Below are 24220 nucleotides of genomic sequence, written 5' to 3'. Positions count from 1 at the left end.
ATGCCAGACCAAGCCCACCCTTCACCCAATACCGTGTGCGTCATAATCGCGATGTACAACGGCGCCGACAGCATTGAGCAAACACTGGCGTCCGTGGCCGGGCAAACGCGACTGCCCGATCACGTCATCGTCATCGACGATGGTTCCACCGATGATGGACCCCAACGGGTCAGGGACTTCAAGGCGCCGTTTCGCCTGACGCTGTTGCATCAAGCCAACGAAGGCCAGGCCAGCGCCCGCAACCACGGCCTGCAGCACACTGAAGAGACTCTTGTGGCGTTTCTCGATGCCGATGACAGATGGTATCCGCGAAAGCTGGAGCAACAAGTGGCACTGTTTGAAGAACTGGATCGTCAGGGACGGCCGGTGGGGCTGATAGATTGCTACGTGCATAACGACTACAGCGACGGCAGGCGAATACTGGAAGACCGGCAAAAAAACGGTAGGCATTTCGACGATTTCATCCGCGCCAACGTCCTCAATGGCGTGTCCTCCGCGATGGTCAAACGCGACGTGATCATGCAACTCGGCGGCTTCAATGCCAGCCTGCGTTACTCCGAAGACCGCTTCATGTGGACCCGGATCGCCGAACACTGGGAGGTCCATACGGTGCCAGAGGTGCTGCTGCAGCGCATGGTCAACAGCGCCAACATGACCGCGCAACCGACAAGGTACTACCCGTACAAGATCAAGTTCATCGAAGCGTTCCTCGCCCAATTTGGCGCGCAGCTCAGCAAGCAGCAACGGATCGATTTCGCGCTGGGCAGCCTCTCCGACTTTCTCGAACTGTTTTCCCGCAGAGGCGAGCACACCCAAGTGATCGGTGTGTACCGGCGAATGCTGGAGTATTCCTGGCAAACGCTGATCTTCAGGAACGGCAAACCGACATTGCGCTTCCTCTATGCATGCGTCCAATCATTGCGCAAGGCACCTGCGTCCACCACCGCTCATTGAGCCGGTATCCGCCATGGCCAATCATCGTCTGGTTAAATTGATCTGGATTTTCACCGAGAAATTCGGCCTGATTTTCCTGTCGATGATTACCTTTGTCGCGTATGCCAGGCTGCTGTCGCCCACAGAGTTGGGGGTGGGCACGGTCATCATTGCCGTCGTCGAGTTGATCGGGATGATTTATTCCTCGGTTCTGGAAGACCCGCTGGTACGACTCGAACGACTGGAAGACAAACACATCGCCACAGCCTTCTGGGCGTCGGTACTCGTCAGCCTGCTGTCCATCGTCGTCATCTCGGGCGCGGTAACGCTGTACACACCCGACCCGGTGCAGCGATGGATGACGGCGGTGGCCTCGGTGAAAATCCTGTTCACCATGATGGCGCGGGTCTATGTGGCGCAAATGCGCCGTAGCGGCAACTTCAGGATGTTGGCGTCGCGCACGTTACTGGGCAAAGTGTGTGGTGGCGTGGGTGGCATCGCTGTCGCGCTTTGGGGGTTGGGGGCCTGGGCGGTCATTGCCCAGGTACTGATCATGGAGTTCGTGTCCATTGTCGTATTAATGCGTGCAGACCCGCGCCGCATTGCCTTTAGCATTGACGGCCCGCTCCTGCGCGAACTGTTGAAGGCCGGCGCACCGGTTGCCATCAACGCGCTGAGTTCGCAAACGCTACAGCGCGGGGTCACCGTCATCCTGGGCATGACGGCCGGTAGCAACGCGGTGGGCATGTTCAACATGGCGATGCGCATCATCGATCTGCCGCGCACGGCGATCTATCACGGCCTGATCAGCTATGCGCTGCCGGTGTTTGCCCGGCGCAGCGCCGATCCCTCGCGGTTGCGCGCGATCATCAGCGATTCGACCGCCGTCAGCGGCTTCCTGCTGACGCCCCTGTTCATCGGCATCGCACTCACGGCGCATGACCTGATCCTGTTGATCTTCGGCGCCAAATGGACCGAGGCCATTCCCCTGCTGCAAGTGCTTGCGTGCACGGCAGCCATCGGCAATACCGCCATGTACGCCACAACCGCACTGGTCGCGGTCAATTGCAGCCACCTGACCATCAAGGCCGAAGTGGCAACCACCGTACTGGCACTGGCGCTGGTCTATAGCTTCGGCAGCCTTTATGGCGGCATGGCCGCCGCCCTCGCCCTGCTAGCCCGGATGGCGATCATCACGCCACTGCAAATCCGTGGGTTGAACCGCGCAATCGGCTATGACTGGCGGCTGTTTTTCGAAACCAACTATCGCAGCGTGGTTGCCTCGTTGGTCATGGCTGCGATCGTCCTGATGGTTTCTTTCCGATTGAGTGTTCAAGGCTACCTGCACCTGTTCTGCAGCATCGTGGTTGGCGCGCTGAGCTATGCCGTGGCGTACAGCGTGATGCATCCGCGCTGGCTGCAAGAATTCAAATCGGTTTTCACCACCCGCTGAGAGGACGCACCCGACAACCTTTCTCCTACCCGGACCACATTCTCCTGACTCGCGCAATTTCCTTGTGACAGGAACGCCTCATCATGCACAAAACCACGTTGATTACCGGCGGGGCCGGATACATCGGCTCGCATACCACCCTGACCCTGATTGACGCCGGTCAACAGGTGCTGGTCCTCGATAACTTGTGTAACAGCTGCCGCGAATCGCTCGCGCGCCTGGAGTATCTGACTCGCAAGCGAGTCGACTTCATTGAAGGTGATATCCGCGATAACCACCTGCTCGATGATATCTTCAGCCGCTACGACATCGATGCCGTGGTGCACTTTGCCGGTCTCAAATCCGTGGAGGAAAGCATTCGAAAGCCGCTGGACTATTACGCCAACAATGTCATTGGCACGCTCAATCTTTGCCATGCGATGGCCCGATTCGAGGTCTTCAAACTGGTGTTCAGCTCATCGGCCACGGTGTATGGCATTCCCCGACAGATACCGCTCATTGAAGATCTGGGCACAGGCAAACCGATCAATCCCTATGGTCGTACCAAGCTGCTGATCGAAGAGTTGCTCACCGACTTGTGCCTGTCCGATCCGCAGTGGAGCATTGCGGTGCTGCGCTACTTCAACCCGATTGGTGCTCACGATAGCGGGCTGATCGGGGAGAACCCCAATGGCAAGCCCAACAATCTGCTGCCTTGCCTGACACGAGTCGCGATGAGGCAAATGCCCGAACTCACCGTATACGGCAGCGACTATCCCACTGTCGACGGAACGTGCGTGCGCGATTACGTCCATGTGGTCGACCTTGCCGAAGGCCATCTCAAAGCGTTGCGGGCGTTGCAGAACAGAAACGGTATCCACGTCTGGAACCTGGGAACAGGCATTGGCCACAGCGTGCTGCAAATCATCCGCAGCTTCGAGGACATTACCGGTATTACCATCCCGTTCCGGTTCGCGCCACGCCGTGTCGGCGATATCGCCGAATGCTGGGCCGACCCCACCAAGGCGGGGCGTGATCTGGGCTGGTACGCACAGCGCGACCTGATGCAGATGATCATCGACACCTGGCGATGGCAAATGTGTAATCCGCACGGATACCGCTCCCAACCCGGATTGGCCGCATCGATTGTGTTAAAGCAATGGGTATGAGCAGGTACATTCTTTTGGCAGCCCTGGTATCGGTGGTGTGCTACGCGTCGGGGGGTACTCCCCCGCCGCTGGCCAACGGCCTGGTGCTGTGGCTTGACGCTGCCGATGCTTCAAAAATGACCTTCGATGCCCAGAACCACCTCCTGCGGTGGCACGACAAGTCCGGCAAATCCAATGACGTTACCGTAGACGATGCCGCAGGCGCCCTCCCTCAGCGTGTGGAGGACGCCATGAATGGCCATTCGGTGGTGCGTTTGAGTGGCTCGTCGGCGTTCCTTGGCAAGACAATTCGTGCCGCAAAAGGCCCCATGACCTTATTGATCGTGTCACGCAGACTGAACGGGCAAAGCGGCGGCGAGACCTGGCAGCGGCTGTTCAGCTCGCGCCCGTGGATCGCTGAAAACGACAACGTGGCACCGAATTTCGCGATCAGCGTGCAACAGCCCTCCGCCTACGCCCCGGCCCTCTTCGTTCTGGAACTCAACGACGTGCCCATAGGCCCGTTTGCGGTGGGGCGCAATGTGGTCGGTAGCACCGAAGACTTGCGTGGCGACATCGCGGAAGTGTTGATGTACGACCGTCACCTGGCCTCTCTGGAGGAACGGCAGCGCGTGTTTCAGTATCTGGCGCAAAAATGGTCCGTCGCTATCCCCAAGGCGGCCAATTCCTGGACCCGTATTGGCCCCCTGGATGCTCTACCGCAGCGGATCAATGCCGAACTGCCGCTGTCCGATCAGGCCAATGTCGGCCAATGGAGGGTGGACAGCCAATTTTCCGACGACTTCAACGGTGCGACCCTTAACACCAGTCGCTGGCACGTCAACAATGCCACGGGCACCGAATCGCTCGGGCGTAAACCAGCGCTGTTCACGCCGAACAATGCCTACCTGAGTGATGGCCATCTGAACATCGTTTTCCGCAAGGAAAACGTGCCGCAAAAGTACGTTCGGCTGGGTTACCAAGGCTATAGCTCGGCGATGGTCCGCACGATCGAGCGCAGTTTTTACGGCTACTACGAAGCCCGCGCCAAACCCATGGAATCGGCGGGTTCCAGCGCCTTCTGGCTAGCGTGGACGGGGCTTGCCGACAATGCCACGGAGATCGACATATTCGAGATCGGCGGCAAGACCAAGGGCGCTGCCTTCGACCGTCTATACAACATGAACGCCCATGTCTGGGCCACGCCACAGAGCACCGCCCACCTCAGCGACGGCAGCAGCTGGATCGCCCCGTGGCGCCTGGCCCGCGACTTTCATGTCTACGGTTTTGACTGGCAACCCGACACCTTGCGCTGGTACGTAGACGGCGTCCTGGTGCGAGAGGCCAAGAACACCCACTGGTTCTTCCCGATGCAAATCAACTTTGACAGCGAGGCCATGTGGAATTGGTTCGGCGTTGTCGACGACGCCGATCTGCCCTCCACTTTCAGCGTGGACTACCTCAAGGTGTGGCGGCGCGGTCGATAGCCGGGTCTTGATCCAGCGTCTTTGAATTTGATCCTTCCCCCTTCACGCCAATCGAGAGGGTGCGGCAAATGAACGGTACGATGACTTCCGAGCAAGCGACAGCCTGTCTGAATCTGGCGCTTGAACGAAACAGACAACTGTTCAATGAAGCCTATGACCTGAGCCGCGCCGCCCTTGATCTTCTCGATCAGCCCCACATGGACGCGGAAAAATTCACGCAGTACCAGGAGAAAAGACGCAACGCCGATCGTAAATACCAGGAAGCCATCGAACACTTGCGATTAATCATGGCTGAATATCCTGTCCATCCTTGCTCAGCGGCAGATTCATCACATCAGCCATCGGATTCGGCCAAGGGATGAAGCCGATGGTTATTCGTGTTGCTCAGCGGACAAACGCCATCGGGCAGCACATGGGTGCCGGTCAGGCGTTTCGCCGCTACAATGCGCACCTTGACCGTGACAAGCCAGACTAAAAAAACATGTCCCTACCCAAGCATCACCTGGAATTGCTCAGCCCCGCCCGCGACGTGGCCATCGCCCGCGAGGCCATCCTGCATGGCGCCGACGCGGTGTACATTGGCGGCCCGAGCTTCGGCGCCCGCCACAACGCCTGTAACGAGGTGAGCGATATCGCCCAATTGGTGGAATTCGCCCGTCGCTATCACGCGCGGGTGTTCACCACCATCAACACAATCCTGCATGACAACGAGCTGGAGCCGGCGCGCAAGCTGATCCACCAGTTGTATGACGCCGGTGTCGATGCGCTGATCGTCCAGGATCTGGGCGTGATGGAACTGGACATCCCGCCGATCGAGCTGCACGCCAGCACCCAGACCGACATCCGCACCCTGGCGCGGGCGAAGTTCCTCGATCAGGCCGGTTTCTCGCAGCTGGTACTGGCCCGCGAGCTGAACCTCCAGGAGATCCGCGCGATTGCCGACGAGACCGACGCGGCCATCGAATTTTTCATCCATGGCGCGCTGTGCGTGGCGTTCTCCGGCCAGTGCAACATCTCCCATGCGCAGACCGGTCGCAGTGCCAACCGTGGCGACTGCTCCCAGGCATGCCGCCTGCCCTACACCCTCAAGGATGAAAAAGGCGGTGTGATCGCCTACGAAAAACACCTGCTGTCGATGAAGGACAATAACCAGAGCGCCAACATCCGCGCGCTGGTGGAAGCCGGTGTACGCTCGTTCAAGATCGAGGGACGCTACAAGGACATGGGCTATGTGAAGAACATCACCGCCTACTATCGCCAGCGCCTGGACGACGTCCTCGAAGACCGTCCGGACCTGGCTCGCGCTTCCAGCGGCCGCACCGCGCACTTCTTCCTGCCCGATCCGGACAAGACTTTCCATCGTGGCAGCACCGACTACTTCGTCAGCGAGCGCAAGATCGACATCGGCGCCTTCGACTCGCCGACCTTCACCGGCCTGCCGGTGGGCGTGGTGGAGAAAGTCGGCAAGCGCGACCTGCTGGTGGTCACCCACGAACCGCTGTCCAACGGCGACGGCCTCAATGTGCTGGTCAAGCGCGAGGTGGTGGGCTGGCGTACCAACATCGCCGAACCGAAAGGCGAGTTCGAAGAAGACGGTGAAAAGCGCTACCGCTACCGTGTCGAGCCCAACGAAATGCCGAAGGGGCTGCACCAGTTGCGGCCGAATCACCCGCTGAGCCGCAACCTCGACCACAACTGGCAGCAAGCCCTGCTCAAGACCTCCGCCGAGCGCCGGGTGGGCCTGGCCTGGGTCGCTCGCCTGCGCGAGGATCGCCTGGAACTGACCGCCACCAGCGAGGAAGGTGTCAGCGCCAATGTCGCCCTGGACGGTCCATTCGGCCTGGCCAACAAGCCGGAACAAGCCCTGGAGCAACTGCACGACTTGCTCGGCCAATTGGGCACCACGCAGTACCACGCCACGGATATCAAGCTGGATGCACCGCAGGCGTATTTCATCCCGAACTCGCAGCTCAAGGCCTTGCGCCGCGAAGTCATCGAAGCGTTGACCGCGGCCCGCATCGAAGCCCACCCACGGGGTGGTCGCAAGGCCGAGACCAATCCGCCACCGGTGTACCCGGAGTCCCACCTGTCGTTCCTGGCCAACGTCTACAACCAGAAAGCCCGCGACTTCTATCACCGTCACGGCGTCAAGCTGATCGACGCGGCCTATGAGGCTCACGAGGAGACCGGCGAGGTGCCGGTGATGATCACCAAGCACTGCCTGCGTTTCTCCTTCAACCTCTGCCCCAAGCAGGCCAAAGGCGTCACCGGCGTGCGCACCAAGGTCGCGCCGATGCAGCTGGTGCACGGTGACGAAGTGCTGACACTGAAGTTCGACTGCAAGCCTTGCGAGATGCACGTGATCGGCAAGATGAAGGGGCACATCCTTGGTCTGCCGCAACCGGGCAGCGTGCAGCAGGTTGTCGGGCACATCAGCCCTGAAGACCTGCTCAAGACCATCCCTCGCGCGCCCCACTGAGTGACGGACGAGCGCGCCGCTACGGCGTCGCGCTCGCTGCGTTCGGAGGGATATTTAACCGACACAAAAAAACGCCAGGCCGAATCGGCACTGGCGTTTCTCGTAAACACGACCATCCAGGACTCGCGCAATACCGCCGACAGAGTCATAACTGAATAAGTGTAAGGAAAATGGCAGGGGCGGCTGGATTCGAACCAACGCATGGCAGGATCAAAACCTGCTGCCTTACCGCTTGGCGACGCCCCTGTAGCTGTTGCGATGAGTGCCTGGCACTCTCTTTCTGATTTCGCAGCTTGCGAGCAATATCGAGCTGCTGCGTCCCTACGCTGCAAGCCCCGTAAGGGCCTCTGCAAGAACGCGCGGAAATTTATCAACTTTCGCGGCATCTGGGAAGCCCAAAAACAAGCTAATTTGTTTTAAAACAGACATTTACTATTGAATCAGGCTATTCGGGATATCCGGAGGGTGCCATGGCAGCCGTTACCGATACGCTGAAGCTGTTTCTCACCGGCGATGTCATGACCGCCCGAGGCATCGACGCAGTGCTGCCGCATCCTGGCGATCCACGGCTTTACGAAGACTACGTCAAGAAAGCCGGCGATTACGTCCGGTTGGCAGAACGACGCAATGGCCCGATTCCCCGCCCGGTCGATTTCAACTATATCTGGGGCGTTGCGCTGGATGAGTTCGAACGTCGCCAGCCACACGCACGCATCATCAACCTGGAAACAGCGGTGTCCCGACGCGGACGACCGGAGCCAAAGGGCATCAATTACCGCATGAGCCCGGAGAACTTCCCGGCCATCAGTGCCGCCGGCATCGACTGCTGCGTGCTGTCCAACAACCATGTGCTGGACTGGGGCGCGCCTGGCCTGGCCGATACGTTGGCCACCCTGGCGAACAACGGCATATGCAGTGCCGGCGCCGGACACAACCGGCAATCCGCCGAAGCGCCCGCCGTGCTGGCGCAGCCTGACGGGCGGCGCTTGCTGGTGTTTGGCCTCGGCGCTCCCGACAGCGGCATTCCACCGCAGTGGGCCGCCACGGATAGCCGCGCGGGCGTCGCGCGACTGGAAGATCTGTCGATGCAAAGCCTGCGCCCTGTGGCCGAACGAATTCTCAAGTACAAAAATCCGGGGGATCGGGTGGTGGCCTCCATTCACTGGGGCGGCAACTGGGGGTTTGAGATCCCTCGTGAACAGGTCCGGTTCGCCCATGCCTTGATCGACGAGGCCGGAGTTGATGTGGTGCACGGCCACTCCTCGCACCACATCAAGGGCATCGAGGTGTACCGCGAACGCCTGATTCTCTATGGCTGCGGGGATCTGCTAAACGATTACGAAGGCATCGAGGGCCACGCAGATTATCGCGGCGACCTGGGGCTTTTGTACTTTGCCTCGCTGGCCCCGGACGGGCACCTGCAGACGCTGGAGCTGATACCCACTCGCCTGCAGCGCTTTCGCCTCTGTCGCGCCGAAGGGGATGACCGTCAATGGCTGCAAGACACCCTTTCTCGCGAGTGCAAACGCTTGGGCAGCAGCCTCCAGACGGGCGCGCAAAATGCCTTCGAGTTGCATTGGTAGGCTTTTTCATTTCTGCGTCGCTTTTGCATTTCTGTGCGACAGATCGCACTTCAGGTACTCCCGTACTACTCCCTATTGGTGTTAATTTGGAAAAGTTTCTGACTAATCAATCAGATATTTCCTACCAACCACCTGCAAAGGAATGCCCCCAGCAATGGATTTCTCACTCAAGCACCTGGCCGCGACAACCCTGATGCTGGCCAGCCTTTCGTCGTTCACCACCTCAGCGCACGCCAACATTACCCCGCAACAGAGCGCGACCATCCTCAAGACCTTCAGCGATGCATCAGTAACGGATTTCAGGCAGTTCCTGGAACGCCTGGCCAAGAGCGAGCTTGCCAAAACCGGCAATCTTGGCCCGACAATCAGTGCTTTCCAGGGCAACAAGCCCCTTTCCGCTGAACAGCAGAACGAGATTCATCGCCTGCTTGGCCTCTATGCGCGGGTGAAGTACGGCAACGCTGCCACCGAGACCTTGCGCGAACTGGTGGCCATCCCGACCTTCCGCGTGGACGGTGTGGCCCAGCACGAGAACCCTGAATTCATCAAGATCGCCGACAAGCTCAAGGGCCTTGCCCAGGCCTTCGACCTGAACTTTCGCAATATCGACAACCGCGTCTATGAAATCTCCCTCGAAGGGGCTGGCGACGAAATCGTGGGCATTCACGCGCACGCCGATGTGGTGCCCGTGACGCCGGAGAACTGGGTTCTGAAAGACGGCACCCGCCTCGATCCGTTCAAGGTCACCCTGGTCGGCGACCGTATGTATGGCCGAGGCACCGAAGATGACAAGAACGGCATCGTGGTTGCGCTCTACGCCATGAAGATCATCAAGGAAGAGAAGCTGCCGCTGGCTCGCCATTTCAAGCTGCTGGTAGACACCACCGAGGAAACCACCGGCGACGCCATCCCCTATTACTTCGAACACAACCCGACACCCAACTACAACCTGGCGCTGGATGGCGGCTACCCGGTGGTGATTGCCGAGAAAGGCTACGGCACCGTCATGGCGAACTTTGCCCTGCGGAGCGCTCAGGGCAAGGGCGCCGAAATCACCTCAATGACCGGCGGCCTGGCAACCAACCAGATTCCGTCAACGTCGGTCGCTACCCTTGTGACTGACAAGCCCGCCGAACTGGCCGCCAGCCTGCAGAAGGCAGGTAGCGATTATGCCAAGCGCAATGGCGGCAACTTCGAGGTGACCGCCAAGGTCGTCGGCAAGGACGTCAAGCTCACGGTCACCGGCGTTTCTGCCCACTCCTCCGAACCCGAGTCAGGCATCAACCCGGTGGCACGGATGCTGGGCTTCATCAACAGCCTCGATGGCAAGGTCGCGCTCAAGCACAACCACATTACCGACGCCGCCCGCTACGCCGTCGACAACTGGGGGCTGGACTACCTGGGCGGCAAATTGGGGGTCGGTTTTTCCGATGCCTTCATGGGGCCGCTGACCACCTCCCTGACCTATGTCGGGATGGATGAAAAAGCCTTCAAGCTTGCGGTCAACCTGCGCGTGCCGAAGGGCAAGTCCCCGGAAGCGCTCAAGGCTGAAATCGCCGAAAAGCTGGGTGCCTGGAGCAAGAAGACTCACATTGCAGTGGCCTTCGACTACAAGATCGCCGAGCCGATGTACCGCAACCCCGAAGGTGAATGGGTCAAGGCGCTGTTGGCCGTGGCCAGCGAAAACCTTGGCATGGAACACAAGTTCGGTACCTCAGCCGGCGCCACTTCGGTCCATGAGCTGCCCAACGGCGTGCAGTTCGGTTTGGCCAGGCCCGAGCTCAAGTACACCGGCCACAACGACAACGAGTTCAAGACCGTCGACCAGTTCCTGCTGGACCTGCAGATCGTGACCGAGATGATGGGTCGCATCGGGCAGTTGCCGACACTCTGATCCCCCTTCCGGACCCGCCATTGCGGCGGGTCCATCGTTTTGATCGTCTTGCCATGAACCGGCGGCTATCGCATAACTGACCTATTCTGAATCAACCGACAAGAAGTCAAACCCCACCTGATGTACCCGGACTCTTACAGCAATGGAGGCTAGGCGATGAAGGAGCAATCGATTGAGTTCCGCGCTGGAGATGGCGACTTTGGAGAGGGGCACTCTGCGCTCCTCGCCATGACCCACGCCACCCAATCTTCCACGACCAATAGCCGCATCGAGCTTTACACCCAGGAGTCGATGGTCAACTGGTTAGGCCCGTTTCAGCTCATGCGCACGGGCATGCAATCGGCCGCCGCCACCACCATGGGTGCCTTCGCAGACCCACGCGATGTGTTGGCCATGCTCAACCCCCGGGACTCCAACCCGCCCATCCAGGTGGCTGCCGAGGGTGATGTGTGGATCGACTACCTGGCGGATACCGGCGATGGCTGGGACTCCACCTATTCCATGGCGCTGTGCGTCAGCCAGGATGTCAAGTTGCCGGAGCTCACGCTGCCGCGCGGCGACGTGCTGCTGCTCGGCGGCGATCAGGTCTACCCCACACCGGCCCAATCCGGCTATCGCACCCGCTTCCTTGATCCCTTCCGCGCCGCCTTCCCCGGGCCGGTCCCCAAGGTTCGCCCGAATGAGCAGGACCAGCCCGTGCCGCAGCCGGGTGCACCGTGGATGGTGGCGACGCCCGGCAACCACGATTGGTATGACGGCCTGCGCGGTTTCTCTCAACTGTTTTGCGAGCAGAAGCCCATCGGCGGCTGGGAAACCCGTCAGCGCGCCAGTTATTACGTACTGCAGCTGCCCAATGGCTGGTGGATCTGGGGCCTGGACCTGCAATTGGAGTCGATGATCGATCGACAGCAGAAGCAGTACTTCGAAGAGATGCGCGCCAAACTGCAGCCAGGCGACCGCGTGATCCTCTGTACACCCGAGCCGAGCTGGGTGGATGAGGCCGAACGACTCGCACGCGTGGGGCGCAAGACCCTGCCCTCGATCGAGACCCAGACCCTGCGCTTCAGCAGTCTGCGCGAGATCGAACAGCTCTTGGGTGACCACTTGGCGGTGGTCCTGGCCGGAGACTCGCACCACTACGCGCGCTACCAGCCAAAAGCCGGCAGCCAAGCACCGCAACGCATCACCTGTGGAGGCGGTGGCGCCTTCCTGCATGGCACTCATCAACTTCCCGATCCGCCCGAGCCGATCAGCGTCGGCGGAACGCCACAGCACTACGAGCTGGCGGCAACCTACCCGGACAAAAAGACCTCCGAACAGCTGCGTAATCGGGCATGGCGGCTACCCACCCACAACCTCTCGTTCTGCGGCATGCTGGCCATCATGTACTTGCTGTTCGACTGGATGGTAGAAAGCGCCAGCAAGGTGCCCCATCCGGCGCGCGATAATCGCAGCCTCGTCGAGGTATTGTCTGGCCTCGAAGTATCTATTCCCAACCTGCGCGAGGTATGGCGACAACTGGTCCTGGTCCTGGCACACAGTCCTTCGTCGGTGATGCTCGCCGTGATCATTGTGTTGGGCTGCGCAGTGCTCTCAGCCGCCGGGGTCAAGCGCACCCGAAAGCTTGCCTATGGCGTCGGGGCCGTTCACGGGTTGCTTCATCTGGGACTGGCGATCGGGCTGCTGTGGCTCATGGGCCGTATCAACATCCACTACTTGCAGTTCGAGGTAGAAAACCTGCTCCAGGTCTTGTTGTTCCTGGTGGGGACACTGGTGCTCGGTGGTAGTTTGGGAGGCCTGCTATTCGGTGCCTGGATGGTGATGGCCAACACTTTATGGGGGCTGCATAGCGAGGTGGTTTTTTCCTCGCAACGCATCGCCGACCATAAATGCTTCCTGCGCATGCACTTCAACGGCGACCAACTCACCATTTACCCGCTCAAGCTGGAGAAGGTCTGCCGGCGCTGGTCCGTGGCGTCGGGAGTCGCCAAACTGGCAAAGGTGCAGCGCACCTGGAGGTTGCGGGCAACGCCTGAAAGCACTGGCCCGCGCTTCGTGCCGGCCTCGGGCGAGCTCGAACTGCGGCTGATCGAGCAGCCTATCGTGATTCGGCGTCGAGGAAGCAGCGCATGAACTCCGCCTGCCAGTAATCACTTGGGGGGTTCCCAAATCCGGCCGCCCGAGTTGACTCAAATTCAGCTCGACATACGGGCGGGTAAAGACCGGACAACCTTGAGCCCCGGCGTCATATCCTCATACATAAACGGAATATGTGGTGCCGCTTTTTAGCGTCCTCACTCCGTTCCCCCTCCCATATAGGCCGAAACTCCCACCCCGTTTGGGAGTATCGGCCAATGTTCAATCTCCAGCGCTTAGTCATAGTTGTAGAGGTCAATGGTCAGGCCTCGATGACCGTAATTGCTCAGGAGAACGTCATGACTATTCGCGAGCAAAATTCATCGCTAACGAGCGATCCGACCTCTCTCAACTTAACGTCGATTACGGCCAACGCTCTGAGCGTTACGCCCGGTGCAAACGTTACGCTGGATGAAACGGCCGGGTTGCAGAACCTCACCGCCACGCCAACCCCCGCGGGAGACGCTGACGACAACGACATTCTGCTGGCCTCTCTACCTTCGGCCTTCTCTACCCGTTTGACCGCACTGGGTGCAGGTACCGCAACAGGTGCGGCCTTGAGTGGCTATACCGGTGCCGCGGGCGACACCGGCAGCAATGCGTTCACCCTCACCGACGCGTCCGGCATTACCGACATCAGATTCGTCGACAGCGCTGGCGCACCGCTCGACGGCGTGGACAGTGGACTGGATACCCTCGATGGCACCAGCATCCTTCTCTATACCGATACGAACAACAACAATATCGTTGTGGGCCGAGCCGGTGGCCCAGCCGGCGCGATCGTGTTCGCTGGCTATATCGAAGAAACCGGATCGCCGGTCACGGGCGGCAAGATCTGGACCGTGGAGTACCAACCGCTCAAGCATCCCGATGCGACGAATCCCGATGATTCGCTTAATCTGCAGGATAAGGTGTTCGTCGGAGTCACTCAGGACCTGGGATTCAGCCTGGCCGGTGCGCCCTCGGGTCAGAACCTCTTCCTGATGTTCACGAAAGCGAACCCGACAACTGAAACCGTCAATGGTGTTGTGCGGATCACCGATCCCACCATCATCGCCACCGGTAAGGACCCTGCAGACCAGTCAAGTGGCGCCAACATAAACACCGGCGACACGATCAATACCAGCCAGGGCGGTGGGCCGACCACCATAGGCACCAACAACCAGATGATTGTGGAACAGGAAGGCATCCGCTTTTCGTTCGTCACCGGTGCCCGGCAGGATGTGACCGTTCCCAACCTTAGTCAGACCGAAGCCGATGTTGAGTCCAACATCGACTTTACCGGCGTCTACAATTCGACATCGGCCAATTTCGACGTCGTACAGTTGCAAAGCGGTAAGAGTGCGGTGGTAAAAATCAGCGCATTCAGCACCGCTGCTGAACCTGGCGCGAATTTCGTCAACGGCTATGCGAATGACACGCCGGTTGCCATCACCAATGTTCAAGTCATCAACAATAGCACCGGGCTGGTAATCGAAAACTCCGACGGCTCGGTGAATGATCCGACCATCACCATCAGCTTTACGGGTGGGGTTGCAACACTCACCGGCATTAAAGCCGGCTACCAGATTGAATACACCACAACCTCAGATCACAACCGCGTGCTCATCGAGAACGGCGCGGCCCTAGACGCCAGGGGAGATAACCACGCCGACTTTGATATCGGCGGCTTCTCGCTGCGCCAAGCCTCCACCTCCACCGCCGAAATCGGCTCCAAGATGATCTTCGAAGACGACGGGCCGAGCGTCAGTGCGACCGGCACGGAGCCAACGCTGACAGTCGACGAAACGGTGCTGACCACCGACGCCACCCAGAACTTTGCCGCCAACTTCAGCTCGGCGTTTGGCGCCGATGGTGCGGGTACGTTGACCTATGCGCTGGGCGTGGTCGCGGGCGGCTCCGGGCTGACCGATACGGCCACTGGTGAGGCCGTCAACCTGTCGCTCAATGGCACCGTGGTCGAAGGCCGAACGGCCACCACCAACCTGTTGGTGTTCACCGTCAGCGTGGCGGCTAATGGCGACGTCACCCTCGACCAGCAACGGGCGGTGGTACATCCCGACGCCACCAACCCCGATGATTCAACGAGTCTGACTTCGGACACTCTGGTGACCCTGACCGCCACCATCACCGACAAGGACGGCGACAGCGCTCATGCGACCCTGAACATCGGGCAGAACCTGGTGTTCAAGGATGACGGACCGAGCATCAGCACCTCCGGCACGGAGCCAGTCCTGACGGTCGATGAAACGGTACTGACGACCGACGCCACCCAGAACTTCGCGGCTAACTTCACCTCGGCGTTTGGCGCCGATGGCGCGGGCACGCTGACCTATGCGCTGGGCGTGGTCGCGGGTGCCTCCGGGCTAACCGACACGGCCACCGGTGAGGCAGTCAACCTGTCGCTCAACGGTGCCGTGGTCGAAGGCCGCACCGCCACCACCAACCTGCTGGTGTTCACCGTCAGTGTCGCCGCCAACGGTGACGTCACTCTCGACCAGCAACGGGCGGTGGTGCATCCCGACCCAACCAATCCCGATGATTCGACCAGTCTGACCTCAGACAACCTGGTGACCCTGACCGCCACCATCACCGACAAGGACGGCGACAGTGCCCATGCCACCCTCAATATCGGGCAAAACCTGGTGTTCAAGGATGACGGACCGAGCATCAGCACCACCGGCACGGAGCCAGTCCTGACAGTCGACGAAACGGTACTGACCACCGACGCTACCCAGAGCTTCGCGGCGAACTTCAGCTCGGCGTTTGGCGCCGACGGTGCGGGCACGCTGACCTATGCGCTGGGCGTGGTAGCGGGTGCCTCCGGACTGACCGATACGGCCACCGGTGAAGCCGTCAACCTGTCACTCAACGGCACTGTGGTCGAAGGCCGCACCGCCACCACCAACCTGCTGGTGTTCACCGTCAGCGTGGCGGCTAATGGAGACGTCACTCTCGACCAGCAACGGGCCGTGGTGCATCCCGACCCAACCAATCCCGATGATTCGACGAGTCTGACCTCGGACAACCTGGTGACCCTGACGGCCACCATCACCGACAAGGATGGCGACAGCGCCCATGCCACGCTGAATATTGGACAGAACCTGGTGTTCAAGGACGACGGACCGAGCATCAGCACCACTGGCACGGAACCAGTCCTGACGGTCGATGAAACGGTACTGACCACCGACGCCACCCAGAACTTCGCGGCTAACTTCAGCTCGGCGTTTGGCGCTGATGGTGCGGGTACGCTGACCTATGCGTTGGGCGTGACTGCCGGCCCGTCGGGGCTGACGGATACCGCCACCGGTGAGGCGGTCAACCTGTCACTCAACGGCACCGTGGTCGAAGGCCGCACGGCCACCACCAACCTGCTGGTGTTCACCGTCAGTGTCGCCGCCAATGGTGACGTCACTCTCGACCAGCAACGGGCCGTGGTGCATCCCGACGCGACCAATCCGGACGATTCGACCAGTCTGACCTCGGACGATCTGGTGACGCTGACCGCCACCATCACCGACAAGGATGGCGACAGTGCCCATGCCACGCTGAACATCGGGCAAAACCTGGTGTTCAAGGACGACGGGCCAAGCATCAGCACCACCGGCACGGAACCAATCCTGACGGTCGATGAAACGGTGCTGGCCACCAACGACACCCAGAGCTTTACCGCCAACTTCAGCTCGGCGTTTGGCGCTGACGGTGCGGGTACGTTGACCTATGCGTTGGGCGTGGTCGCGGGCGGCTCCGGACTGACGGATACGGCCACTGGTGAGGCCGTCAACCTGTCACTCAACGGCACCGTGGTCGAAGGCCGAACGGCCACCACCAACCTGCTGGTGTTCACCGTCAGCGTGGCGGCTAATGGCGACGTCACCCTCGACCAGCAACGGGCGGTGGTGCATCCAGACCCAACCAATCCGGATGATTCGACGAGTCTGACCTCGGACAATCTGGTGACCCTGACTGCCACCATCACCGACAAGGACGGCGACAGCGCCCATGCCACGCTGAACATCGGCCAAAACCTGGTGTTCAAGGATGACGGGCCAAGCATCAGCACCACCGGCACGGAGCCAGTCCTGACGGTCGACGAAACGGTACTGGCGACCAACGATACCCAGAGCTTTACCGCCAACTTCAGCTCGGCGTTTGGCGCTGATGGTGCGGGCACGCTGACCTATGCACTGGGCGTGGTCGCGGGCGGCTCCGGGCTGACCGATACCGCTACCGGCCAAGCGGTGAATTTGTCGCTTAACGGTACAGTCGTGGAAGGCCGCACGGCGATTAGCAACGATCTGGTATTCACCGTCAGCGTCGCCGCAAATGGTGACGTCACCCTCGATCAGCTCCGCGCCATAGTGCATCCAGACCCAACCAATCCGGATGATTCGAAGACGCTGACCTCGGATAATCTGGTGACCCTGACCGCCACCATCACCGACAAGGACGGCGACAGTGCCCATGCCACGCTGAACATCGGCCAAAACCTGGTGTTCAAGGATGACGGGCCAAGCATCAGCACTACCGGCACGGAGCCAACCCTGACGGTTGACGAAACGGTACTGACGACCGACGACACCCAGAACTTCGCGGCGAACTTCACCTCGGCGTTTGGCGCCGACGGTGCCGGTACGCTGACCTATGCGCTGGGCGTGGTGGCCGGAGGCTCCGGACTGACCGATACGGCCACCGGTGAGGCGGTCAACCTGTCGCTCAACGGCAGCGTGGTCGAAGGCCGCACGGCCATCACCAACCTGCTGGTGTTCACCGTCAGCGTGGCGGCTAATGGCGATGTCACCCTCGACCAGCAACGGGCCGTGGTGCATCCCGACCCAACCAATCCGAATGATTCGACGAGTCTGAGCTCGGACAATCTGGTGACCCTGACCGCAACCATCACCGACAAGGACGGCGACAGTGCCCATGCCACCCTGAACATCGGACAAAACCTGGTGTTCCAGGACGACGGCCCTACACTCGCCTTTGGCAACCTGATCGGCACCGGTAGCATCCTTCCACAACAAGGGTACTGGGATCACTCGGCCGGAGCCGACGGACTGGGTGCAACAGGTCTGGATATTTCGTTGGTGAATAACCAATTCACCCTCGTCAGGCCAGACAACACGACCACGACCGGAACCGGCACGCTCACCGAGCAATCGCCCTCACCGGACGTCAATGGCGCGTTCCACTTCGCAGGGACTCTGACCGGCGATTTCGACAACAACGCCGCCACCGCGAATACCACCGTTGACTACACGCTGACCGCCTTTGCCAATGGCACCTATGCACTGGACCTGGTGCAAGGCTTCAGTTCGCAGATCGTGCTCAGTAGTGCCGACGGCTCGCTCAGTGCCGGCGGCCCGGATCCGGTGCGCACCTTGTTAATCCCGCCGCAGAATCCGCCGACTATTCCTTCGCCATCTGAGGAGATTGTGTTCTTTTCCGCGAAGGCAACGGCGTCGACTGCGGACATCCTGACCGGTATCGGGCTTGGAGCCCCCGACCCCACCGAAGCCCAGCTACAGACCAACCCGCTGCCGTCGTACATCGACCCGGCGGCCATGAACGTCAGCACGGCGGGCATCGGTATCGCCAATAACCTGTTCCAGGGAGACAACCTGGCGGCCATCAGCAATGCCGATGAAAGCTTCGTGATCAACCCGGAAAGCCTGCTGACGAGCGTGAAGGTCTTCATCGACAACTCCGTGGGGGGGTACAACACGGCGACCGAGGACCTGTACTACAGGGCCTACTATGACGATGGCACGTTCTCGAACCTCACCGAGGTGAACACCCTGACGCCGGAGGCCGGTGGACAGGTGTCCTTCCTCATTGAGCAGCAGGGCACGAAGCTGATCGACGCGGTTCAGCTCACGATGGGTCGAGGCGAGATCAAGATCCCGACGATCGAGTTCACTCATGAGACCGAGAGCCTGGCCAGCGATGTCAAGCTGGCGTTCAACGCGACGCTGACGGACAAGGATGGGGACTCGGCGACGAGTACGTTCGACGCCAACCTGTTCGCCAACGACTTGGGCACCACCTTCGACTTCACACTGGTGGGCACGACCGGTGAGCGGGATGCCTTCAACGTCGATTTGTCATTCACCCAGAACAAGTATCAGGTCACCGGCTTCGATGCGAGCGCAGGACTGCGCGACACGCTGGTGCTCAACGGCGACCAGAACGCCGTTGTCCAGTCGATCGACAACAGCGGCGCAGACAGCATCGTGACGGTTGCCGAAACGGGAGGACAAATCACGACCATCACCTTGGTCGGGGTTGATGTTCTGAATACCGACATTGTCCATGGCAGCGCCTGAGGCAGCGCGCATGTAAAACAATGCGAGGGTGGTGAAAACCACCCTCACATTGTCTTTTGCAGTTCTGATATGAAATTCGCACGAATCGCAGGCGGCATGCCCCAAACGGAATAGGCGGCGCCGCGCCTTCGCGTCCTCATCCCGTTTCCCCCTCCCAAGTAGTCTGAAACTCCCAGCCCGTCTGGGAGTATCGGTCGATGCGCAGTACCCCGGCGCCTTGCCATAGTTGCGCGAAGATCAACGGTCCAACGGTCAGGCCTCGATGACCGCAACTGCACAGGAAAAGTCATGACTATTAGCACTCTGAGCGTCGTGTCCACCGGCGTGGACGTTACGCTGGACGAAACGACCGGGTTGCAGAACGCCACCGCCACGTCAAGCCCTGCGGAAGACGCTAACGACAACGACACGGCGACACCCCTGCCCTCGGCCTTCTCTACTCGTTTGACCGCCCTAGGGGTAGGTACCGCAATGGATGCGGCCTTGAGTGGTTATACCGGTGCCGTGGGCAACACCGGCAGTGATGCGTTCACCATCAGCGGCGCGACAAGCGCTACCGATGTCAGCTTCGTTGGCAGCAATGGCGCGCCACTCAATGGCGTGGACAGCGGACTGGATACCCTCGATGGCACCAGCATCCTTCTCTATACCGATACGGTGAACAACAATATCCTTGTGGGCCGAGCTGGGGCAGGTGGCGCGATCGTGTTCGCTGCCTATATTGAAGAAACCGGATCGCCAGTCACGGGCGGCAAGATCTGGACCGTGGAGTACCAACCGCTCAGCAATCCAGACGCTACGGACCCCGATGATCCGGTCGATCTGTCGGGTGTGGTTTTCATCGGAGCCAGTCAGAACCTGGAGTTCAGCCTCCAGAATGCTCCTTCCGGTCAGAACCTCTTTCTGATGTTCACGACAGCGACCCCGGCAACTGAAACGGTCAATGGTGTCGTGCGGATCACGGATCCCGCCGTCATTGCCACTGGCAAGCTACCGGCGAATCAGTCCGGGGTTGACCCCAATAGCACGGCCGACGACATCAATATAACGACTGGCGACACGATCAATACCAGCCAGGCGGGCGGGCCGACCACCTTCGGCACCAACAACCAGATGATTACGGAACAGGAAGGCATTCGTTTTTCGTTCGTCTCGGGTGCCAGGCAGAATGTGACCATTCCCAACCTGGATCAGAATGAAGCCGATCTTGAGTCCAACATCGATTTTACCGGCGTCGTCAATGTGAAGACGGTCAGTTTCGACGTCGTGCAGTTGCAAAGCGGCAAGAGTGCTGTCGTAAAAATCAGCGCATTCAGCACTGCCGTTGAATCTGGCACGCAATTCATCGACGGATATGCGAATGATACGAAGGTTGACATCGTCAGTGTTCGCGTCATCAACCTCAGCACCGGGCAAGTGATCGAGAATTCAAACGGACCGGAGAATGATCCGGCCATTACCATCAGCTTTGCGGCCGGGGTTGCAACCCTCACCGGCATTAAAGCCGGCTATCAGATTGAATACACCACAACGCTGGATCACAACCGAGTGCTCATCGAGAACGGGGCGGCCCTCGACGCCAAGGGCAATACCCACGCCGATTTTGATATCGACGGCCTTCACCTGCTCCAAGCCTCTATTACGAAAGCCGAAGTCGGCTCCCAGATGATCTTCGAAGACGACGGACCGGCGGCAGCCGGGACCGCTGTAACGGGAACCGTCGACGAGGACGGCCTGACCAATGGCATTGCCGGTGGTGTGGGCGACGTGACTGGCGAGGCGACCACGGCCACCGGCAGCGTGACCGGCATCTTCCAGTCCGGCGTCGACACGCCGCTGACCTACGCCTTGTCGAGTGACACCAGCGGCTTGGCGGCGCTGAGCTCGGGTGGAGTGGCGCTGGTGTACAGCGTCTTGGGTAACACGCTCACCGCCAAGGCCGGTACGACCGACGTATTCACCTTCAGCCTCACCGCAGCGGGCGCCTACACCTTTACCCTGCTCAAGCCGCTGGATCACGCGGCAGGCAACGACGAGAACGACATCACCATCAACCTGGGTTCACTGCTGAAAGCCACCGACAAGGACGGTGACACGGTGACGGCCGCGGCCGAGAAACTGGTCATCACCGTCGACGACGATACGCCGACGGCGACCGGGACCGCCGTGACGGGAACCGTCGACGAGGACGGCCTGACCAATGGCATTGCCGGTGGTGTGGGCGACGTGGCTGGCGAGGCGACCACGGCCACCGGCAGCGTGACCGGTATCTTCCAGTCCGGCGCCGATACGCCGCTGACCTATGCCTTGTCGAGTGACACCAGCGGCTTGCCGGCGCTGAGCTCTGGCGGGGTGGCGCTGGTATACAGCGTCTTGGGTAACACGCTCACCGCCACGGCCGGCGCGACCGACGTATTCACCTTCAGCCTCACCGCAGCGGGTGCCTACACCTTTACGCTGCTCAAGCCGCTGGATCACGCGGCAGGCAACAACGAGAACGACATCACCATCAACCTGGGCTCGCTGCTGCAAGCCACCGACAAGGACGGTGACACGGTGACGGCCGCGGCCGAGAAACTGGTCATCACCGTCGACGACGACACGCCAACGGCGACCGGGACCGCCGTGACGGGAACCGTCGACGAGGACGGCCTGACCAATGGCATTCCCGGTGGTACGGGCGACGTGGCTGGCGAGGCGACCACGGCCACCGGCAGCGTGACCGGCATCTTCCAGTCCGGCGCCGATACGCCGCTGACCTATGCCTTGTCGAGTGTCACCAGCGGCTTGTCGGCGCTGAGCTCGGGCGGGGTGGCGCTGGTGTACAGCGTCGCAGGCGACACGCTCACCGCCAAGGCCGGCGTAGCCGGTGCCGACGTGTTCACGTTCAGCCTCACCGCAGCGGGTGCCTACACCTTCACGCTGCTCAAGCAGCTGGATCACGCGGCTGGCAACGATGAGAACGATATCACCATCAACCTGGGCACGCTGCTGCAAGCCACCGACTACGATGGCGACACGGTGACGGCCGCAGCCGAGAAACTGGTCATTACCGTCGACGACGACACGCCAATCGTGACGGCCAAGTCGAACCTGATCTATGCGAACAGCAGCAACGGGTCGCTTGTGACGGATCACGGTGGAACGGGTGTCTTCGGTTACTCGATTGGCGCGGACACCCACGCGACACCTTACAGCGCTTCGAACTCCGACTTCCTGTCCGTGGCCCTCACGGGCGTCACGGTCGGTACGAACGCCATCACCAACAAATCGGTGAGTTGGGTCTCGGAGACTGATAGCCAGGCGACGTTCAACGTGGGCTTCACCTACGTGTCCAACAATCCGGCGCAGGGAGCGACCAGCAACGCCACCGGCACGCTGATCTTTGACAAGGTGGCTGACACCTATACCTTGAAACTGGATCAGGAGATTCAGAGCTTCAGCATCCTGAACACCTCGACGCCTGGAAACCCCCTGCAGGGCTATGCGCTTAACTCAGACACGACCGTTGGATCGAATCCGCCAGTCTCGGTGATGACGCTTGCCAGCAACTTCTTTGTGCAGTTCGAAGGATTTGGCGTGAATAATGGGACGCCGCAAACCTTCGCTTATGACTCCGGCACAGGCTTGTTCTCGAATGATCGACGGTATGTCACGGTCTCATCGGATTCGATTGGCGCTGCCAGCGACACACTCCAATCGGACGAGGTGATTGATCTGGACTTTTACAAGGCAAATCCGAAAGGGCACACCGATTCTCTCCTGGACAGGGCCACGAGCAAGGCAATCTTTATCGAGTTCACACAAGCCGGTATTGGCGCCGGCAAAGACATGGTGGTGGTATTGAAGCTGGTTGATGATGTTTCCGGGGCAACCATCAATCGGACCTTCATTGTTGGGAACTCCGTCGGTAACGACGACGTTCTCAATGACAGTGTGCCCGCCTACGGCTTCGTGGCCAAGGCACAGAACGGCATCGTGGTCTTCGAGAGCAATGACTACAACTTCGGCACAGAACACTACTCGATCCAGGGCGCGCAAGTGGTGACATCGACCCAAAACACAAGCGGAAACGGGTACCAGCTCAATGGGGCCATCGACAATCCCGCGACTCCGGGGATTGAGGGCGCAACGCTCAGTTCCAGCCTGACAGCTTTCGGCGGCGACACGACTGAGGGCAATAACGAACCCATCAAGATCGTCAACATCGGCTTCGTGTCCACGACTACACCGGACGCCCACCTGACCTTCGATGTGGCGCTGACGGATGCCGACGCTGACACAACGGCCACGCAAACCCTGGACGTGACGATTGTTGGCGACAACCGCGTGACGGCCTCAACGGGGGTGAACACGTTTGTGATCGCCGACACCGACGTCGACGGGCTGCTCTCCACGGTCTTGACTGTCGTCGATGGCGGCTTTGCCACTGGCACTGACAAGCTGGACTTCACAGTGGCGGGTTCGGTGACGAACTTTACCGAAGTGCCGGCACCAGCCACCAACCTGGCGGCGTTCACCGCCGCCGCCGATACCGCGCTGGACGGCACGACGAAATACTACTTCGGCGTCGTTGGAGGCGACGGCTACCTGGCATTTGATGCCGATGGCAATGGTATTACCACCATCATCGAGTTGGTCGGTGTGACCCACATCGCAAGCACTGACATTGTCTGAACATCACTGAGGGCAAACGGCCTGGCTCCCGAAAGGGGCCAGGCCGTTTTCATTTGGGTCGCTTCGTTCCTGAGCCAACGAGGCCAGACGAGCTTCCCGGGTTCAAGGGGTGCAAAGTCTTT

General features: G+C 60.3%; 11 protein-coding genes and 1 tRNA gene. 11 read left to right on the top strand and 1 reads right to left on the bottom strand.

Annotated elements, in window-relative coordinates; all coding sequences use genetic code 11:
* The 6 genes from AC1RL4_RS02380 (at position 1) to AC1RL4_RS02355 (ending at position 7479) form a co-directional block, all read left to right on the top strand.
* Positions 1-954 carry a glycosyltransferase family 2 protein gene (locus AC1RL4_RS02380; protein WP_230172245.1) on the top strand — a complete coding sequence of 318 codons (954 nt, stop codon included), beginning with the start codon at positions 1-3 and terminating at the stop codon, positions 952-954.
* Positions 955-967: 13 nt separating this feature from the next.
* The gene (locus tag AC1RL4_RS02375; RefSeq protein WP_096480325.1) at positions 968-2386 is read left to right on the top strand and encodes an oligosaccharide flippase family protein; all 1419 of its coding nucleotides are present in this window, start codon (positions 968-970) and stop codon (positions 2384-2386) included.
* Positions 2387-2469: 83 nt separating this feature from the next.
* A complete protein-coding gene (gene galE, locus AC1RL4_RS02370; RefSeq protein ID WP_096480326.1) occupies positions 2470-3534 on the top strand; it encodes a UDP-glucose 4-epimerase GalE in 1065 nt (354 codons plus the stop codon).
* Entirely contained in the window at positions 3531-5000 is a 1470-nt protein-coding gene (locus AC1RL4_RS02365) for a family 16 glycosylhydrolase (RefSeq protein ID WP_493119020.1), read from the top strand. Before galE ends, AC1RL4_RS02365 begins: the two co-directional genes overlap by 4 nt.
* A gap of 68 nt (positions 5001-5068) precedes the next feature.
* On the top strand, positions 5069-5362 hold the full coding sequence (locus tag AC1RL4_RS02360) for a hypothetical protein (RefSeq protein ID WP_028940779.1): 294 nt from the start codon (positions 5069-5071) through the stop codon (positions 5360-5362).
* Positions 5363-5481: 119 nt separating this feature from the next.
* On the top strand, positions 5482-7479 hold the full coding sequence (locus AC1RL4_RS02355; protein WP_018928889.1) for a peptidase U32 family protein: 1998 nt from the start codon (positions 5482-5484) through the stop codon (positions 7477-7479).
* 171 nt (positions 7480-7650) lie between these two features.
* Here the strand turns inward: AC1RL4_RS02355 and AC1RL4_RS02350 are convergent.
* Positions 7651-7725, bottom strand: a tRNA-Gln gene (locus AC1RL4_RS02350).
* A gap of 224 nt (positions 7726-7949) precedes the next feature.
* Here AC1RL4_RS02350 and AC1RL4_RS02345 point away from each other — a divergent pair.
* The 5 genes from AC1RL4_RS02345 to AC1RL4_RS02325 all read left to right on the top strand — a co-directional run bounded on the left by AC1RL4_RS02345 (position 7950) and on the right by AC1RL4_RS02325 (position 24098).
* Positions 7950-9062, top strand: a complete 1113-nt coding sequence (locus AC1RL4_RS02345; RefSeq protein WP_230172238.1) for a CapA family protein — start codon at positions 7950-7952, stop codon at positions 9060-9062.
* Positions 9063-9216: 154 nt separating this feature from the next.
* Positions 9217-10956 (top strand): dipeptidase, encoded by a 1740-nt coding sequence (locus AC1RL4_RS02340; protein WP_230172237.1) that lies wholly within the window; start codon positions 9217-9219, stop codon positions 10954-10956.
* A gap of 156 nt (positions 10957-11112) precedes the next feature.
* Positions 11113-13089: a metallophosphoesterase gene (locus AC1RL4_RS02335; protein WP_230172236.1), complete on the top strand. Its 1977-nt coding sequence runs from the start codon at positions 11113-11115 to the stop codon at positions 13087-13089.
* A gap of 302 nt (positions 13090-13391) precedes the next feature.
* Complete coding sequence (locus AC1RL4_RS02330) at positions 13392-19421, top strand: DUF5801 repeats-in-toxin domain-containing protein (RefSeq protein ID WP_493119016.1); 6030 nt, start codon at positions 13392-13394, stop codon at positions 19419-19421.
* Between the two features lie 288 nt (positions 19422-19709).
* On the top strand, positions 19710-24098 hold the full coding sequence (locus AC1RL4_RS02325; protein WP_230172232.1) for a T1SS-143 repeat domain-containing protein: 4389 nt from the start codon (positions 19710-19712) through the stop codon (positions 24096-24098).
* The last annotated feature ends 122 nt before the right edge of the window (positions 24099-24220 follow it).

It is taken from the genome of Pseudomonas sp. GW822-FHT07A10 (genome assembly GCF_058798795.1).
The sequence above is the reverse complement of the archived record's forward strand: the minus strand, read 5'-3'. Positions and strand labels throughout refer to the sequence as shown.